The following is a 17,649-nucleotide window of genomic DNA, read 5'->3' on the forward strand; positions in this document are numbered from 1 at the left end:
CGTTGCGACCTCTTGCTGAGGAGCTATCCTGGCAGAGAAGCAAACGGCAGTGCTGTTCATCCGCTGCCACTCGCCATTGCGCCGCAGCATCGTTGTCTAAACTGATGCCATGGTCAAGCGGCTTGTCTATGTTTTTGAACATTATTTCAGCCACATAGGCTTGCTATAATGTTCAATTAACAGCTTAATTCGCCATATCCTAGTAGCTTAGCTAGGGATTCGCACTGAGAGTTTTGGTTTTTGCCCTCACAAAGATTAACCAAGCGCCGCACATTACCGGTCAACACACCGCTCGTTGACCGCTCGCCACCTGAGGTAAGAACTCAGCGACGGCGTTTGCGTGCCTGTCATGAATGTGACTGGGTCTCGGCGCTCCCACCACTCAGCTCTGGTGAAAAAGCCAGCTGCCCGCGCTGCTCTCATGTGTTAGTCACACGCCACCGCTACCCAGCACAGCGGAGTATGGCATTGGCCATCGCATCACTGATCGCGCTGATAGTAGCGGTGTCATTTCCCTTTATTAGCTTTACGGTTAGCGGTGTTAGTAACCGTATTGAGCTGACTCAGACGGCCACCACGTTGATTGGCTTTCATCAGCCTATCGTCGCCATCGCCATCATAATGACGATTGTGGTACTGCCAGCCGTCTACTTATTCGGTGTACTTTGGCTTCAGTTTGGTCTTCTGCGCAATCATCCCATGCCCTATAGCCGGGATATTGCCCGCACATTAGCGCACTTAACGCCCTGGATGATGGCCGATGTATTTATTATTGGCGCTCTAGTAAGCCTGATCAAAATAGCTGGCCTAGCCGATGTTGATCTAGGCATATCCTTTTGGGCATTTTGCGTGTTTGCACTATTACTACTGATGACCACTCAATCTATCGACGCAGATTGGATGTGGTTCTCGCTAGAGGGAGAACCCTTGGCCCCAGACGGCACTCAAACTGGAATTCCTGCCGCTGGCCAAGGGTTAACTGGGTGCCCCACCTGCGGGCTTATTAATCGCCTATCGCCACAAGGACGAGGATATTGCATTCGCTGCCATGAAAAGCTTCACCAGCGGTTACCGAATAGTTTGCAGCGCACATGGGCACTGCTGGGCGCCTCAGCGATTATGTACATTCCTGCTAACGTTTACCCGATTATGACCACCACAAGCCTGGGCAGCTCTTCCCCGTCAACCATCATAGGCGGCGTCGTTCAACTGATACAGATGGGCTCCTGGCCAATTGCAGCCGTCATTTTCATTGCTAGCGTTATCGTACCCGTCGGCAAATTAGTTGCCTTAACCTGGCTTTGCCTAGTCGTTAGACGCAGCAGTGTCTTGAATGCCCAAAGCCGTACTCGGCTTTATCGCTTAACGGAATTTATCGGCCGCTGGTCGATGGTCGATGTGTTTGTGGTCGCTATTTTGGTGGCGCTAATCCGTGCAGGATCATTAATGTCGATTACACCAGGTCCCGCTGCACTCGCCTTCGGCTCTGTGGTTGTGTTAACCATGTTGGCGGCAATGACATTTGACCCACGCTTAATATGGGATAACTCACCTCCCCATAGAAACGCTTTTCGCCACTTTCTTCTTCGCCGTAAAACGGCCACCAAGGAACCTGTTGATGGCTAATGAAACAACTCCGCCTACTTCCAACCAGGCTAATGCTGACTCCACCAGCGAACAGGATTTAAATAAGGCTAAGACATCGCGTCAAACGCGCCTTTCGCCTATTTGGGTAGTGCCTATCGTCGCCATCGCGATTGGCTTATGGCTGGTATATGACAACTATTCCAGTCGCGGCACCCAAGTCACGCTTACCATGGATAATGCAGAGGGCATCGAGGCGGGCAATACACTGATCCGCAGCCGCAACGTTGAGGTTGGCCGTGTTCAGAGTGTGCGTCTATCCGATGATCTCTCTCATGCGGTATTAACCGCCCGCATCCAGCCGGAAGTCGAGGATATGCTGCGCGAAGATAGTCGCTTCTGGGTGGTTAAACCGCGCATTGGACGTGAAGGGATTAGTGGCTTGGGTACCGTACTATCCGGCGCTTACATTCAGCTTGAGCCCGGCACAGAAGAAGCACCAAGACGCGAGTTTCCTGTTAGCGACATCCCTCCCGTCGCCCCGGCCGGGCAGGCAGGCCTGCGCCTAAGCCTAACCAGCCAATTGGGAAACTCTCTTCGCGTTGGCGACCCGGTTTCCTATCAGGGCTACACCGTGGGACGCATTGAAGAAAATAGCTTTGAACCTGATTCACGCACTATGCAGCATCAGGTATTTATTGAAGAGCCGTATACCGACTTAGTGACCGACAGCACACGTTTTTGGACCTCTAGTGGTATCGATTTTCGTTTAGGTGCTGATGGTGTACGCGTTAACGTCGAATCCATTGAAGCATTACTCGGCGGCGGCGTTACGTTTGGCGTACCTGAAGACCTACCCATGGGGCAGCCAGTCGAAGCCAATACCCGCTTCACCCTTTATGCCGATGAAGATGCTGCACGAGAAGGAACCTTTAATCGTTATTTAGAGTATGTACTACTCGTAGATGAAACGGTTCGCGGTCTATCCAAAGGAGCCCCTGTGGAATTTCGCGGGGTGCGAATGGGCACTGTTGCCGCGGTACCCTGGAACTTTACCGCTCCTCAGCCTGACTCGCGCGCGCGCTTTGCAATTCCTGTCTTGATCAGGATTGAGCCGCAACGTCTGGGTATTGAAAATAGCGATATTAATCTAGAAGAGTGGCAAGCTCGTTTTGACCGCATGTTTGGCCTGGGGCTACGCGCGTCACTCAAAAGTGGCAACCTGCTGACAGGCGCACTGTTTGTCGACTTAAACTTCCAGCGTGACCTCGCCGACGAGTATGTCGCCGAACGATTCTCTGAGCGCGACGTATTCCCTACCGTGGCGGGCGGGTTTGCGCAGATTCAAGCACAAGTGACCGATTTGCTTGAGAAATTGAACAGCCTTGAGGTTGAACCGCTACTCGCTGGCTTGGATCGCAACTTGCAGGCCTCCGAGAGCGTACTTAATGAAGTGCGTGAAGTAAGCACTTCCATCAATCAGCTGCTGAACGACCCTGAGACCCAGGCTATTGGTGGCAATCTAAACGGGACTCTTGAGGAACTGCGTAGCACGCTGGAAGGGCTGTCTCCGTCATCGCCCGCTTACCAAGAGCTCACTACAGCAATCGAACGACTGGATCGCTTAATGCGTGATTTGCAGCCACTTACCCGCACGCTTAACGACAACCCTAGGGCTCTGCTGTTTGACAACCTGGATGCCCAGGACCCCATCCCGCGCGCGCCACGTGATTAAGGAGGCCTCCATGCTGATAGGAACAAGTATGACGAAATGGATCAAGTGTTTACTGCTAGTAATGGTCTGCGCACTGGTATCGGCTTGTGCCAGCAGTGTCGCCCCTCCTGCGCGCTATATGCTGCCGACCGACCAAATAAGCAGCACCACAAACCAGCCCGAGGGTACGCTCGTCCTGAGCGCGCCTCGGCTGGCCCACTACCTAGATGTAGACGGCATAGTGATGCAACTGGACGACATTACGCTGAACGCTGCACGTGAACATCAGTGGGCGGAAGGATTGAATAGGCAGTTAGAGCGCCGCATGCGCGCCAATTTATCGCAAGCAATGCCCACACTCAGGGTAATGCGCGCAGAGGGCGAGCCCGCTGACGCATTGACCCTGCGCCTTACTGTTGATCAATTCCAAGGCCGTTATGATGGTGTCGCCGTTGCAAGTGGCCAATGGCAATTAGTCAACGGTGCTGGCGAACTGTTGGTAATGGAGAATTTCTACTCGGAGACACCGCTTGAAAAAGATGGCTACCCAGCGCTTGTGCGCGCGCTGAGCGAAAGCTGGGATCAAGCCGCCGAGCTTATCGCCAATGAAATACGCCAAGGCCATTATTTTAATTAATGTAAGGCTTACTAACCGTGGTTTGCTGAACTACGCTAAATATCAGCCTTATCAGGGATGTTCTTATGATAGATGAAACGAACAACACTGCTGAATTGCCCGCTGAACAACTGCGCGAGGCGGTCAATGCGTTAATGCAGACAGTGACATCCCTGCTGGAGGGAGAGGCACCACTCGCAACCCTTGAAACAGCCCTGCATAGTCACGACGCCCTACTCGATCAGTTAGCCATTCACTCGCTCGACGCGTCAACACTAGCCGCGCTTGAGCGTATTGAGCAATTTATTACTCTGCACGCGGGGAATTACTATCAAACCGCCAGTGCCGAGCTCGATAACAAACAAAAAAATCGGTTTATTTCTCTCTTTGCACGCCGACTACTCGCCCTTGATGGGCTGGGGCCGGCAACGGCACAACAGCTATTTCAGCTAGGCGTACACACACCCGAGCAATTTTTTGCGTTAACACCTGGCGAGCTTGCCCAGCTGCAATTACCGCCCGCGACATTAGCTCGTTTAATCCCTCTTCATGCCCAGCATTCACCACTGACACGAGACAGCTAAACAGGCTGGCATCGTATATTCGTGGTACACTGCTCGGCTAATTACTGATACGTAAGTTTTCTGGTGTGCCCGTGCACATCAGTCTCAGCATTTCTTAGCGCTGTAATCTTCACGTCTCCTTTCACGGTCATCCACGGCTAACTAACGACCATCGCGGCATGCTGAGATATCTGGCACACTTCGCTGCCGCGAAGGTCAATCAACCTCGCTTTTTGAACATTACATCTAGTGACAACAACCACTTACCGGTATTAACTCACTAGGTGATTGCGGAGAACGCATGAGCTTTTCTGAACTTGGCCTGCACGCCGATTTATTACGCGCTGTCACAGCGCAAGGTTACACCGTCCCTACCCCGATACAGCGACAAGCTATCCCTGTCGTGCTAGAAGGTCGCGACATGTTAGCCAGCGCCCAAACCGGCACAGGCAAAACCGCCGGTTTCACACTGCCCATGTTGCAACGCTTAAACACAGGCAAGCGACCGGGCAAACGTCAGGTTCGCGCCTTGGTATTAACCCCAACCCGTGAACTCGCCGCCCAAGTAGGCGAAAGCGTCACCACCTATGGCCAACATTTAGCATTACGCTCGCACATTATCTTTGGCGGTGTCGGTCAACAGCCTCAAATCGATGCGCTTAAAGCTGGGTTAGATGTACTTGTCGCCACACCAGGGCGCCTTCTTGATCTTCACCAGCAGGGCCATGTAGATCTTTCGTCCGTTGAGATCTTAGTCCTGGATGAAGCTGACCGTATGCTTGATATGGGCTTCATCCACGACATCAAACGACTCCTGCGCCTAGTCCCTAAAAAGCGTCAAAACCTGTTGTTCTCGGCAACGTTCTCGAATGAGATTCAAACCCTGGCTCAACAGTTGCTGGACAACCCAGCGATGATTGAAGTAGCGCCGCGCAATACCACCGCGGAGAAAATTGAACAGGCCATTTACCGCGTAGATCGCGAGAAAAAACGCGAGCTGCTGGCCCACTTAATTCAGCAAAATGGCTGGTTCCAAGTATTGGTGTTCACGCGAACCAAACATGGTGCCAACCGCTTGGCTGAGCAGCTCTCTAAGCAAGATATTCCTTCGATGGCGATCCACGGCAATAAAAGCCAAGGCGCACGTACTCGCGCGTTAACAGCGTTTAAAAGTGGCGACCTGCAAGTATTAGTGGCTACTGATATCGCCGCCCGAGGCCTCGATATCAACGAGCTGCCCCATGTGGTCAACTTTGATCTACCCAACGTGGCGGAAGATTATGTGCACCGTATTGGGCGTACCGGACGCGCAGGCAGTAATGGCGAAGCCGTCTCGCTGGTATGTGTCGATGAGGACGCGCTGCTGGGAAATATTGAACGGCTGATTAAACAGACGTTGCCCAAGCATATAGAACCCGGCTTTGAGCCTGACCCAAGTATAAAACCTGAGCCCATCGAGAATGGTCGCCGCAATCAACGCCAGCCTCGCGCCAAACGCAAACCCGAAGGCCAGAGCGCAAATACTAGTGGCGAACGCAAACGTCGCGCCCGCCGCTAGCCTGATAGGCAGGAATATGCGAAGGTGTCGCCTTTGCATATTCCCCCTCCTATATTGAGCAGCTATTTTAAGCCGTTAGGCATGAACCCCTTATTCATGGAGTGATTATGGCGTCTTCTCAACTTATGGCCGATTACCGCCAATGGCTGACATTTCAACGTCAAGAGCAGCTCAGCCGTGAGCATCAAGGAATTGTGCAGCGTTTAGAGGACGCTCGAGCCTCAGCGAATCAAGTGTCTCAGGCTTACCGCAGCATGGCTGAAAAGGCATCTGTTGAAGGCGCTTGTTACCGCACGATTTTTTTACGCCAACGCGATGATAACCATGCACTGCCCTGCGAAGGGTGGTTGTTTGTGCGCCGCGTACTGAGTGAAGGTAACAGTACCCGTGTGCGTGTCACCCTGCTGGAAACGTTTACCCTGGAAGACGGCATTATGGCCCCAGGCGATAAGCCTGCACGCAAGCTCACGTTAGAAATATTTGACCAGCTGCTAATGGATAAAGGCATGCGCACTAACGTTAGAGTAGATAGCCTGGACTCCTCACAGGATTATCATTTCATCACGCTACTCGATGCTGTTCGCGGAGACTTGCGCCCTCACCTTAAATAAACGTTGGCGTGAAATAAGCATCGATATGGCATCCCGTCGTTCAATTACCTTTATTCTGCTGATGGTCGTGGTAGGGCTAAATTTACGCCCTGCCATGTCCTCAGTTGCCCCTTTGCTGACGCGCTTACAAGAGAGTGCGGGTCTCTCAGCCACTGCCGCGGGACTACTGACCACGCTTCCCGTGCTCTTTTTAGGCCTCTCCGCACCGCTAGCCCCTGCACTTGCCAAACGCATAGGCAGTGAACGCGCACTGAGTGCGGCGCTGATTCTTCTCGCAGCAGGTCTTATTTTGCGTGGCTTACCGCTTCCCGGCGTGTTATTCGTCGGTTCTGCAATGGCGGGGGGCGCAATAGGCATTGGCGGCACCCTACTACCCGCCTTGGTAAAACGCGAACTGCCCCAGAGTGCCGACCTGCTCACCGGCTTATATACCATGGCACTCTGCTTGGGTGGCGCCTTAGGGGCCGGATTTAGCGTACCGCTAACACAGCTGCTCGGCAGTTGGCAGGCAAGCTTAATGAGCTGGGCACTACTGGCACTGTTTGCGCTTGTTTTATGGCACTTTCAAATGCCACGCTCACTGCAATCGAACACGCTCAATCCGCCTAAAAGTGGCCTTTTACGACTGCTTAAGCAGCCGCTTACCTGGCACGTTATGCTGTTTATGGGTATTCAGTCCTCCATGGCTTATATCGTTTTTGGCTGGCTGCCCACCTTATTAGTTGCTCGCGGCTATAACGAGGCCGATGCAGGCTGGACCATGGCGGTTTCGATTATGTGTCAACTAGCCTCCGCGCTAGGCGCACCTTGGCTAGCACGTCTGGGGCGGGACCAACGTCCCGCTTTATTACTGGTGCTATTCAGTACGGCCGCGGGGCTGTGGATGCTGCTTATCGCACCATTAATATGGAAATGGCCCGGCGCGGCCCTCCTTGGCATCGGTCAAGGTGGCAGCTTTAGCTTAGCGCTCAGTTTGTTAGTGTTACGTACAGCCAACTCACGTCTTGCAGGGCAGCTTTCTGGTCTAGTTCAAGGCGGTGGTTATACATTGGCAGCGCTAGGACCTTTCGGCGTCGGGGTGATGCTTCAATCGGGCGCTAACATCTCGCATATCGCCTGGCTGTTAATCGCCCTGCTTACCGTATGCTGTGGCTTTGCATTGCTGGCTGGACGTAATCAGCGTCTAGATGACCAGAGTGGTGGACTTTTGGTAGAGCGCATTACACGCTCATAATGATTTCCCAGTATCGTAACAGGCCCAGGAGATGCCTATGCCCCCCTACTCCCCGCTAGCTAGCAGCAGCGCTTCCCAAGAGCGCATCTTGGTCATTTACACGGGGGGCACGATTGGCATGCAACAGCATGCCAATGGGCTTGCTCCCGGTGGCGACTTTGCCACTCGAATGACCAAGGCCCTTGCTCAGCTTCCGCTTGCTCACCAGCAGTCCCTTCCAGCCTATGACGTCGTTAGCTATTCGACCTTAATTGACTCAAGCGCCGCTACGCCGCTTACTTGGCAGCAGCTTGCACGCGATGTTAGCAGCCAATTAACGGTCTACGCAGGCTTTGTCATCATTCACGGCACCGACACCCTCAGTTGGACTGCTGCTAGCCTTGCCTATCAGCTACAAGGTTTAGATCGCCCGGTGATCGTGACGGGGGCCATGCGCCCGCTGGAAGCTCCCGGCAGTGATGCACTAGATAATCTGCACGGCGCGCTGCAGTTCGCCGCCAAGCCCGAGCTACAAGAAGTAGCTATTTACTTTGCCGGGCAGTTGCTTCGCGGTGTCCGCGCCATAAAACAGCACAGCGAAGCGCTCAATGCCTTTGCAAGCCCCAACTACCCCTTGCTCGGCGAACGGGTGGGCGACGATTTCGTTTATTACCCCAGTCGTGGGCTGGCCCTGCAACAACGGGGAGCACCACGCTTTGAACTGCCCGACTACCGTTTGATTAATCAAGGGGAAGTGGTTCGTATCATGCTCTGGCCTGGCATCACAGCCTGGCAGCTTGAGACGTGGCTAGGTGATTCGCGCGTTAAAGGCGCGTTACTCCAGCTCTGGGGCGCAGGGAACCTGCCCGACGACCCACACTTGCTGGACGTGCTGGCCAGAGCCAGTGGAGAGGGCAAGCTACTGGCCGCCATTAGCCAGTGCCCGCAAGGGAGCATCCAACTGGGCGCTTACGCTGCTGGCCACGGCCTGAGCGATGCAGGCATTCTGGCGGGCGACGACATGACACCGGAAGCAGCATTCACCAAACTGGCTCACTTACTGGCCCAGCCGATCTCATTAGAAGATCAGCGCCAGCGCTTTTTAACACCACTGATCGGCGAACGATAACGTAGCGGAATTTGCGCAGCGCTGGCATACCTTGAGATTCCGTCTATGGTGTAGAAGGGTAACCTAACAGTTTGAAGGAACAATAAATTATGGAAAAGCCAGTACATCATTTCAGTGAACTGTTTGAGCAGCTGGGCCTTGCGTCTGATGCTGATTCCATCGAGCGCTTCATTAAGCGCAATGCCCCGCTCCCCGAGTCAATGCCATTGGCAGAGGCACCCTGCTGGAACGAGGGTCAAGCGGCGTTTCTAAAAGAAGCCGTGGATGAAGATGCCGATTGGGCCGAAGTTGTTGATCATCTGGACGCTTCAATGCATAAGCCTCACTAACCTCGGCAACCACTCGTTGGGTGCGCCGTTAAAAAGCAGCGCCCTAACCGTTTAAACGCGCTTCAACGCGGTCAAGAATTTGCCGGCTGACTTTTCCCACCAGCGGCTTGGCCGCTTTGTTAACGGCCTTTTCCATTAGGCGGTTGCGAATTTCATAGCTTAGCGTCAGCGCCACTTCAGTCCCTTCCGGCACTTCGCGAAGACGGTATCGCCCCTGGTTTTTAACCCCATCCAGCGACTCCCAGGCAAGCACATGGGGCGGTTGAACTTCGGTGACCATGACATCAAACGCCCAATCCATACCGACAGCGCGCACGTGCCATCGATAGCGGTTCTCTCCCAATGTGTCGATGGAGCGGATTAGATCCGAGTAATCAGCAAAATCCTCGACGCGACGCAGTAACTCGAACACCTTTTCGGGGGGAGCGTTAACAATTTCACTGTGTTCAATGGTAGCCATTGGTTGCCCTCTAACAACGTGGATGATTAGCGTAGCATGTTGATATTAATGCTGCCCGCCCATGCCGCAATTACCCCAATATGCGCTAGAACTGGTCAGATTAGCCGCTATTGCGTAAACTGCCGCCTTTCCGGACCGGACCCCGGAACGCCGCGCCAGCAAATTGCTGCTCGCGATCAATAAATTCTCCGACAACGAGTGTTTTCTCATGTCATCAATACCCCCTGTGGCCGCTGATAGCGCCACGACTGTCGTTATCTATTCCGGTGGAATGGACTCTTTTACCGTGCTTCACCGCGCGCTGCGCGAAGGACTTACCGTCCACGCGCTCTCGTTTGACTATGGCCAGCGGCATGCTCGTGAACTCGACACTGCTCGTCAGGTCTGCGCCACGCTTGGCGTGCCCCACCAGGTGGTCGATATTCGCGCCATCCACGGTCTGATTGATAATTCAGCGCTGACCAACCCAGACCAAGCGATGCCCCACGGCGACTACGCCGCGGACAATTTACGCGCTACGGTGGTGCCTAATCGCAATATGATTTTACTCTCTTTGGCGATTGCCAAAGCGGTCAATATTGGCGCAGAGCGAGTCGATTACGGCGCCCATAGCGGCGATCACATATTGTACCCGGACTGCCGCCCCGAGTTCGTTGAGGCCATGAACCACGTCGCAGGCATTGCCAACTTCGAGCCCGTCACGCTCCACGCGCCTTACCTTTCTTCAAGCAAGGCAGAGATCCTGCGTGAGGGCTTGGCCATGGGCTTGGACTACCGCCACACCTGGACGTGTTACGAAGGCCGAGAACTAGCCTGCGGCGTTTGCGGTAGCTGCCGCGAACGACTAGCCGCCTTTGCCGCTAACGGGGTGACAGACCCATTGGCATATACCCCAGACACCGCAGGACAACGCTGATGTACCAAGTTAAAGAAGCGTTTTATACCCTGCAGGGGGAAGGCGCCCAGGCCGGAAGAGCAAGCGTTTTTTGTCGTTTTAGCGGCTGCAACCTGTGGTCGGGCCGCGAAGTGGATCGTACAACGGCTAAGTGCACGTTTTGCGATACCGATTTTATTGGTACTAACGGTATCAACGGCGGAAAGTTTGCCACTGCCGAGGCCCTTGCCGAGCACATTGCAGCCCTTTGGCCTGCCCAAAGCGGTGGTGAAAAGCCCAAGGCAACACCCTATGTCGTGTTTACCGGTGGTGAGCCTTTGCTGCAGCTTGACGAGACATTGATTGCCACGCTGCACCGCCATGGGTTTGAGGTAGCCGTCGAAACCAACGGCACGCTGGCGCCACCCCCTGGCATTGACTGGCTGTGCGTCAGCCCCAAGGGCAACAATCCCTTGGTCGTTACCCATGGCGACGAATTAAAGCTCGTTTACCCCCAGGCTGATGCGCCCCCGGAGCAGTTTTCAAGCTTGGACTTTCAGCACTTTTTTTTACAGCCGATGGATCTTGCTCCCCTCCACCAGGACAAGACAACCGTTGCTGAGACGACCGCTTACTGTATGGCTAATCCACAATGGCGTCTTTCGCTGCAAATGCACAAATTAGCAGGTTTTGATTAATGGCTTTATTCGTTCAACAACTGACCCATATCGACATCTCGCTTTGGTGCGCCAAGCGCGGCTTGGTCGGCTGTAGCTGGCAGGTAGACGCGGTGCTGGAGGGCGAGCTGGGTGAAGACGGCATGCTGTTCGATTTTGGTGAAGTGAAGCCGTGGATTAAGCGTACCCTGGACAGCGGGCTGGACCATACCCTACTGGTCCCCACCGAGGCATCAGGTATCAGTGTCTCCGAGTGCCCTGAAGGGTTATGCGTCCGTACCACGACGCCCTACCCAATGGAAGTACGCGGGCCGGAAGAGGCATTCACCCTGCTTCCCTGGCAAGCTATTACGCTTGAAATGGTCGCTGAACATTTAAGCCACCAACTGACCGAGCAGCGTCCTGAAAATGTTGATCGGGTTTCCCTAACACTTAGCGATGAACCCAACGACGGCGCCGCATACGGCTACAGCCACGGCCTGAAGCGGCACGCAGGAAATTGCCAACGCATTGCCCATGGCCACCGTTCACGACTGTATATCTGGCAGCAGGAAGCGCGCCAAACCCTGCTTGAGCAACAGTGGGCGGCATGGCTGAATAATCGCTACCTTCTTGAAGAAGCAGATATCGCGGCTCGCAATAGTGAAACCCTTACCTGCCGCTACCGAGCTGCCCAGGGGGATTTTTCCATTACCTTGCCACCGTCGTTGTGTACCGTGCTGCCCGGGCCAACCACGGTAGAAAATATTGCGGCCTGGCTGGCACGGGAAGTCGCCACACAGAGCGGTCAAGTCACACGCATTCAGGCGTTCGAGGGTATCAACAAGGGCGCGATTGCTATGTTTTCACCAAGTGCTGCGCTATGAGCGAAGGATGTCGTGCGGGGTGTGGCGCCTGCTGCATCGCGCCTTCGATTAGCTCTGCTATCCCCGGCATGCCAGAAGGCAAGCCGGCAGGGGTACGCTGTGTTCAGCTAGATGAATACAACCTGTGTCGTCTATTTGGTGACCCGAGCCGCCCCAAGGTTTGCGAACGTTTTAACTTTGATGCCAGCGTGTGTGGCGAGCACCGAGAAGAGGCGCTCGCCACGCTGACCTGGCTAGAAGAAGATACACGTTAGAAAGCGCACTTTCTCCACCTCCGCCAAAGCCAACTCCCTTGGGCTAACTCCCTAGGGGCTGGCTCCCTTGTGACTAGCTTTCAATACTCACGGGGTGTGGCAAACGGCGGTCCAGCAGGCTGATCCAGCGTGTCAGTACCGGGGCATCACTGTGACTGACTTCGCTCAACAAGCGCCTGAAACTCTCTTTGGCCTGCTGGTCATTAGGCTCAATGCGCGTCAACCATAGTTCAAGGGCCGCCAGTTCCTGGTGGCGGTTGCCATGCTCGCGAGCTTGATTAATCGCCATCTCAGCTAATGCTTTCACTTCATTGGCGGGATGCCCAAGCAGATCACGCACCTTGGCAAGCTGGGTGGCTAATTCCGGCAGGAATAGCGTTGTCCTTTCACGGGCGATCACTAAGCACTGATCCAGGTAATCCTCTGCAGCGTTTAGCTCGCCCAGCTCAATACACGCGTCCGAATACCAGAGTACTGGCCGCTGATAGCGGTTACGCCCTTTCAGCTCGGCCATCTGGTCTAGACTGTCACGCAGTTGGATAAGCCCCGCTGTATCCCCTGCCAACGCCCGCTGCCAGCCGAGAATAATTTGTGCGGAAATTTGCCATAACTGCAAATCTGGTGTGCCGGTCATAGCGGCCGCCCGTTCGGCGTGCCGAGCAGCCAGATGAACGTGTCCCAATTGACGATAAAGCGCCGCGGCAAATAATAGCGCCATCGCCAAAGTACCAGGGTGTGCAATCTTCTCCGCTAGGCGAATCGCCGACGAGACTTGACGTTCAGCGCGCTGATAATCGCCACGCAAACAAAGCGCCCAGCCTTGAAAGCAGGCAGCAGAGACTTGCGGGTGATCAGAGAATGGCAGCCACTCAATCATCATCTGCGCATTCAGCGGATCAATTTCATCCAAGTGATCGTGCGCCTGCTGAATGCGTCCAGCCCAATACTCGCAATTAGCCCGGGCATAATCGGCTAAACGGCGATAACGCGGGTCTTCGAGACGGGACGCGATATCGGCCAGAGTTGAAGCCAAAGCAAACGCATCCGCATGGGCATAGCGCTGGCTACGACCGACCCAGAGCCCCCATTTGACCAGGAATATCTGTTCCAGGTCTTCAGGGTCTTCGAGACTATCACTGCCCGATTCACGCAGTAGCTCCCGAGCACGCACAAAACTTTCGTGGGCAGTCGGTGAGCCGTGTCCCTCTAACGAAAAAGCCGCCTGACCGCGAACGGTGAGCAGGCTCACTTCACGCTCGATCTCGTGCTCAACATGGCGAAGGCTCGCCAAACCGAAATCCGCCATACGCAGAGCGGTTCGGTTGGCACTGACCTTGAGTGCTTCTCGAGCGGCCAGCTCAAAGTAACGGGCGCCACGAGCATAGTGCCCACTACGACGGAGGTGGGTAGCGAAATCACCGGGGTGACGGCTGATCCATACCGGAAAACGCTCTTCTATTAAAGTCACCACCTGCTGGTGCAGCTTGACCCGCACATCTCTCGGGCAAGAGAGATAAGCGGCTTCCTGCAGCAACTGGTGACTAAACTGGAACTCGTGGTCGCCACTCTCTTTATCAACCGGCTCAACGATTTCCAGCACTCGCATATGCTCAAGCGCTTGGTTCAGCCGACCTTTTTCCCAGCCACTGCACTCAAGTAGAAAATCCAACCGGAAGCGCTTACCCAGTACCGCTGCTACGTGGGCAATTTCACGGTCGCCCTCAAGTTGATCAATACGGCTTGCTAAAAGCCCTAACAACCCCTTGGGCAGTTCTTCAAACTGGACACTGCGCCCTTCTCGGCGATCCATATCCAAACGACGGCAAATCTCCTGCATATACAGAGGCACACCATCGCAGCGCTCAATAATTTGATTACGCAACCGCGGACTCAGATGGATGCGGTAACGGCGGGAAAGTTGTGATAAAAGCCGCGAGGACTGCAACGCATCCAGATTACCTAAGCTGATTTGCTGATCCCAATGCAGTTTCACCGGCAACGCTTCACGCCCATGATGACTAGCTACCAACATAAAAGCGGTGTTGATAGGTAATCTTGCCTGCAGCCCTGCCAATACTTTAAAAGAGGGTTCATCCAGCCACTGTAAATCATCAATCATTAACACCAGCGTGTGCGTCGTTGCTTGCCGCTCAATTAAGCGGTGCAAAAGCATCACGACCAGCTCAACGGCTTCGCCACTTTGGGCAAGCTGGGTAATCTCCTGTACTTCATGTACGCCAAGCGCCTGCTCCAGCAGATGCTGTCGGTCAGCCGCAAGCTGATCAAACCCTAGCGTTGTCTGTAGTTCGTGAATGGCTTCAACAGTAAGCGCTTGCTTGAGATACCAGCCAACCAATGTGCGGGCCACCCCATAAGGGTCTAGCACCGAAAGACGCGTAGTGGGCTGCCAGCATATCGCCGCATCACGACTAAGCTCTAATTGGCGAAAACCGACCATTAACGCCGACTTTCCCATCCCCGAGGCACCACGCACCAATACACTTTGGCGCAAGCCAATACCTGCCCGCGCCAGCGCATCGCGCAGGGTACGCAGCGATGTTTCACGGCCCACCAAGCTGGGGGGAAGTGCATCGCGGCCGCCTTCGTTTTGGCCCAACACCAGCGCACGCAAACGTACACGGCCATCACTGGCGATCAAACGCGACACCAGGCGTGGCTGAAGGTCAAGCGCGGGTGGCATATGCTGACTGGCTTCTTGTGAAATAACCAGCTCACTACCTTCTGCTGCGCTCATGAGCTCCAAAGACATTTGCGTGACTTGCCCTAACGGGTCCGCTAACTGACGCTCGGGTAGGTACACCACACGACCGCTGTGCAAGCCAGCGGCCAACTCAAAGTGCGGTATATTACCCTCACCAGTCCAGTGGCGCCCGCTCTCTTGGGGAAGGGCCTGACGACAATGCTCATAAAGCGCCACTAGTTCCGCCAACTGATGCGCGGGGCCATGAGTGCCGAAACAGGCCAAGCCTAAGCCGCCCGTAGCACCTGGAAGCCAAAAGCCACCTAAGTGATGGCACTGCTGCTCTAACCAGCGTAGTAATTCCAACTGCAGCGTAAGGCAGTGGCGTGTCGCCGCGCGATCTTGCCACTCCCCTTTTAGATGCAAGCGTATAGCCATCACGGAGAGCTGACGCAGTTCGATTTCATCTTCACGTAGCGGCTTACTATCCGCTGCCAGCGCGCGCGAAAAGGCGCCTTGAGGGCTCATCATTCGCGGGTCGTGGTGGCCATCTGACCAATAGCTGGCTAACTGCAGAAAGCTTGGCTCAGGCTGCTGGCCCGACAGCGCTAACAGCTGTAAATAGCTGTTGTATTGCTCATGGGCAGCAGCCATTTGGTTTTGTTCGGCGAGTTGACGAACCAAACGCTCATGAAAGGGACCGTAGCCTGAAAAGCGGCTGACCAACGCTTCCAAAATTGAATCAGGTACATCGGCGTGAGCTTCGAGCACCTGCTCAGCAAAACGAATGACACGCTGACGCCACTCATTACGAACTTGGACTAACCAGCGCTGAAATTCGCTACAGTTGGCCAGTTGCAGCTCTTCAATCAAGTCGCCTTGGTAACAAGACATCAGCGCTTCAAGGGTATTTAAATCGCGGGGTCCTTCTAGGAGCTGCTGCAGCGTATGGAGGTCAACCTGCCAGTTATTAGGAAGTTGAAAAGCAATCGTTTGCCGGGAGACGCTTAATACTTGGTCGGCGCTCTCACCTAACGATTGGCGCAAACAGTGCAGCGCATGGCGCAGGTTGGTTCTGCCTGATGACAAACCTTGGTCGGGCCACAACAGCTCTGCCAGAGCAGCCCGATTGACCGGCTGGCGGTGCAGCAAAAGATAAACAAGCAGCGCTTTCACTTTGTCGTAACTAAAGTGGGTCAATACATCTTCGCCCTGGGTAAGCGAAAAGTGGCCGAATAAGGTTAACTGGTCTGTCTCACGAGCATCGCGCATGATAAACATCCTGCCGGGCTAAGCGGCTTAAGCTGGCACACCGCTATGAAAACGAAAAGCCGTATCGGGCGAAGTAATCAGCTCCGCTTCACGCGCCACAAAAAAAGCGATCCGCTCGTCAATAGAGCTTGCTGTTTGCTGGCGAGCCAGCAACAAATAGTCTTCAAAATGACGGCCTTCTGACTTCACAAGCGTGCGATAAAACTTGGCAAGCTCTTCGTCTAAATAAGGAATCAAACAAGCAAACCGTTCACAGCTACGTGCTTCAATAAGTGCACCGATGATTAACACATCAATTAGCCGTTCGGGATCATTACTACGCAAGTGTCGCCTAAGCCCTTCAGCGTAACGTGATGCCGTTAAATGTTGGTAGGCAACGCCGCGTGCTTCCATAAGCGCGACTACCTGCTCGAAATGGAGCAGCTCTTCACGGGCTAATTGCGACATTTTGCTGAGCAACAGCGGCTGATCAACATAGCGATAGAGCAGACTCATTGCCGTAGAAGCGGCTTTTTTTTCACATTGCGCGTGGTCAATTAATAGCGTTTCAGGATTTTCGAGCGCCCACTGCAGCCATGCGTCAGGGGTTGCACAGGCCAGAAACTGGCGCAGGCTTTCAGGCAACAGATCATCCGCTTTTAACGCATGGTCAGCCCTTTGCAAGGCATTCGTTTGTAATTTATCAGTTTGGAAAGTACTGGTTTGGAAAGTACTGGGTTGTATCGACATAACACCATTACCAATCTTGTGTTTCACTATTGTACAACATATAAGCGCTCAAAACGCTCAGTCCCTGTTAGGTACAAATATTTATACCTTGCATCGCCTATTACTAATGTAGTTATTCGCTCAAAAATGCTCCACACACTTTATAAGCACACTATTAGTAGGATGCCTCTAAGGTTATAAATTGAGGTCTATGGTAACCCGCTGTAACCTCAATCACACCCGCACAAGCCTATGTTAACTTAGAAAATGGTAAAAACTTTCCTGAACTTGAGCCAAACGACTAATAAAAAGGTGTTTTTTGATTCATTTAGATCGTGACATCAACATAAAGTACAACAGAGGTCACGCCATGCCAGCTTAACATTGTCGACAGTTTGCCGTAGAATCTCGGCCATCCAACCATATGCTGTTTGTCAAGCGTATGTCCTATGTGATTGGTCCACTTTCCAACACTGCGCAGCCAATACGGTGCTACGTGTAGGCCGTCACCATAAAGTAA

Annotated in this window: 16 protein-coding genes; 13 read left to right on the plus strand and 3 right to left on the minus strand. The window is 53.8% G+C overall.

Annotated elements, in window-relative coordinates; all coding sequences use genetic code 11:
* Positions 1 to 240 precede the first annotated feature (240 nt).
* From ACWI0H_RS12015 to ACWI0H_RS12055, 9 genes are all read left to right on the plus strand, one after another.
* Entirely contained in the window at positions 241 to 1,626 is a 1,386-nt protein-coding gene (locus ACWI0H_RS12015; protein WP_101145404.1) for a paraquat-inducible protein A, read from the plus strand.
* Positions 1,619 to 3,319, plus strand: a complete 1,701-nt coding sequence (gene pqiB / locus ACWI0H_RS12020; protein ID WP_101145405.1) for an intermembrane transport protein PqiB — start codon at positions 1,619 to 1,621, stop codon at positions 3,317 to 3,319. The genes ACWI0H_RS12015 and pqiB overlap by 8 nt, the downstream gene beginning before the upstream one ends.
* A 10-nt stretch (positions 3,320 to 3,329) precedes the next feature.
* Positions 3,330 to 3,935 (plus strand): PqiC family protein, encoded by a 606-nt coding sequence (locus ACWI0H_RS12025; protein ID WP_232774571.1) that lies wholly within the window; start codon positions 3,330 to 3,332, stop codon positions 3,933 to 3,935.
* A gap of 65 nt (positions 3,936 to 4,000) precedes the next feature.
* On the plus strand, positions 4,001 to 4,498 hold the full coding sequence (locus ACWI0H_RS12030) for a hypothetical protein (RefSeq protein ID WP_101145406.1): 498 nt from the start codon (positions 4,001 to 4,003) through the stop codon (positions 4,496 to 4,498).
* A 280-nt stretch (positions 4,499 to 4,778) separates the two neighbouring features.
* A complete protein-coding gene (locus tag ACWI0H_RS12035) occupies positions 4,779 to 6,035 on the plus strand; it encodes a DEAD/DEAH box helicase (protein WP_101145407.1) in 1,257 nt (418 codons plus the stop codon).
* Between the two features lie 107 nt (positions 6,036 to 6,142).
* Positions 6,143 to 6,646, plus strand: a complete 504-nt coding sequence (locus tag ACWI0H_RS12040; protein WP_008956259.1) for a hypothetical protein — start codon at positions 6,143 to 6,145, stop codon at positions 6,644 to 6,646.
* 25 nt (positions 6,647 to 6,671) lie between these two features.
* Complete coding sequence (locus ACWI0H_RS12045; protein ID WP_101145430.1) at positions 6,672 to 7,880, plus strand: MFS transporter; 1,209 nt, start codon at positions 6,672 to 6,674, stop codon at positions 7,878 to 7,880.
* A gap of 37 nt (positions 7,881 to 7,917) precedes the next feature.
* On the plus strand, positions 7,918 to 8,988 hold the full coding sequence (locus ACWI0H_RS12050) for an asparaginase (RefSeq protein ID WP_232774573.1): 1,071 nt from the start codon (positions 7,918 to 7,920) through the stop codon (positions 8,986 to 8,988).
* A gap of 89 nt (positions 8,989 to 9,077) precedes the next feature.
* Positions 9,078 to 9,317: a DUF2789 domain-containing protein gene (locus ACWI0H_RS12055; protein ID WP_101145409.1), complete on the plus strand. Its 240-nt coding sequence runs from the start codon at positions 9,078 to 9,080 to the stop codon at positions 9,315 to 9,317.
* 43 nt (positions 9,318 to 9,360) lie between these two features.
* Here the strand turns inward: ACWI0H_RS12055 and ACWI0H_RS12060 are convergent, their stop codons facing one another.
* On the minus strand, positions 9,361 to 9,777 hold the full coding sequence (locus tag ACWI0H_RS12060) for an SRPBCC family protein (RefSeq protein ID WP_101145410.1): 417 nt from the start codon (positions 9,775 to 9,777) through the stop codon (positions 9,361 to 9,363).
* Positions 9,778 to 9,985: 208 nt separating this feature from the next.
* Here ACWI0H_RS12060 and queC point away from each other — a divergent pair, with 208 nt between their 5' ends.
* The 4 genes from queC to ACWI0H_RS12080 are packed head-to-tail and all read left to right on the plus strand — an operon-like array spanning position 9,986 to position 12,448.
* Positions 9,986 to 10,693, plus strand: a complete 708-nt coding sequence (gene queC, locus ACWI0H_RS12065) for a 7-cyano-7-deazaguanine synthase QueC (RefSeq protein WP_485873559.1) — start codon at positions 9,986 to 9,988, stop codon at positions 10,691 to 10,693.
* The gene (gene queE, locus ACWI0H_RS12070) at positions 10,693 to 11,349 is read left to right on the plus strand and encodes a 7-carboxy-7-deazaguanine synthase (RefSeq protein ID WP_101145412.1); all 657 of its coding nucleotides are present in this window, start codon (positions 10,693 to 10,695) and stop codon (positions 11,347 to 11,349) included. Before queC ends, queE begins: the two co-directional genes overlap by 1 nt.
* Positions 11,349 to 12,194, plus strand: coding sequence for a 6-pyruvoyl trahydropterin synthase family protein (locus tag ACWI0H_RS12075; protein WP_101145413.1), 846 nt, complete (start codon positions 11,349 to 11,351; stop codon positions 12,192 to 12,194). Before queE ends, ACWI0H_RS12075 begins: the two co-directional genes overlap by 1 nt.
* The gene (locus tag ACWI0H_RS12080) at positions 12,191 to 12,448 is read left to right on the plus strand and encodes a YkgJ family cysteine cluster protein (RefSeq protein ID WP_101145414.1); all 258 of its coding nucleotides are present in this window, start codon (positions 12,191 to 12,193) and stop codon (positions 12,446 to 12,448) included. Before ACWI0H_RS12075 ends, ACWI0H_RS12080 begins: the two co-directional genes overlap by 4 nt.
* Positions 12,449 to 12,521: 73 nt before the next feature.
* Here the strand turns inward: ACWI0H_RS12080 and ACWI0H_RS12085 are convergent, their stop codons facing one another.
* Together ACWI0H_RS12085 and ACWI0H_RS12090 are read right to left on the minus strand one after the other, a co-directional pair.
* The gene (locus tag ACWI0H_RS12085; RefSeq protein WP_101145415.1) at positions 12,522 to 16,421 is read right to left on the minus strand and encodes an ATP-binding protein; all 3,900 of its coding nucleotides are present in this window, start codon (positions 16,419 to 16,421) and stop codon (positions 12,522 to 12,524) included.
* Between the two features lie 27 nt (positions 16,422 to 16,448).
* Positions 16,449 to 17,150, minus strand: a complete 702-nt coding sequence (locus ACWI0H_RS12090; RefSeq protein ID WP_101145416.1) for a MiaE family protein — start codon at positions 17,148 to 17,150, stop codon at positions 16,449 to 16,451.
* Positions 17,151 to 17,649: the final 499 nt, after the last annotated feature.

The sequence above is a fragment of the Halomonas sp. NYA30 genome (assembly GCF_976980765.1).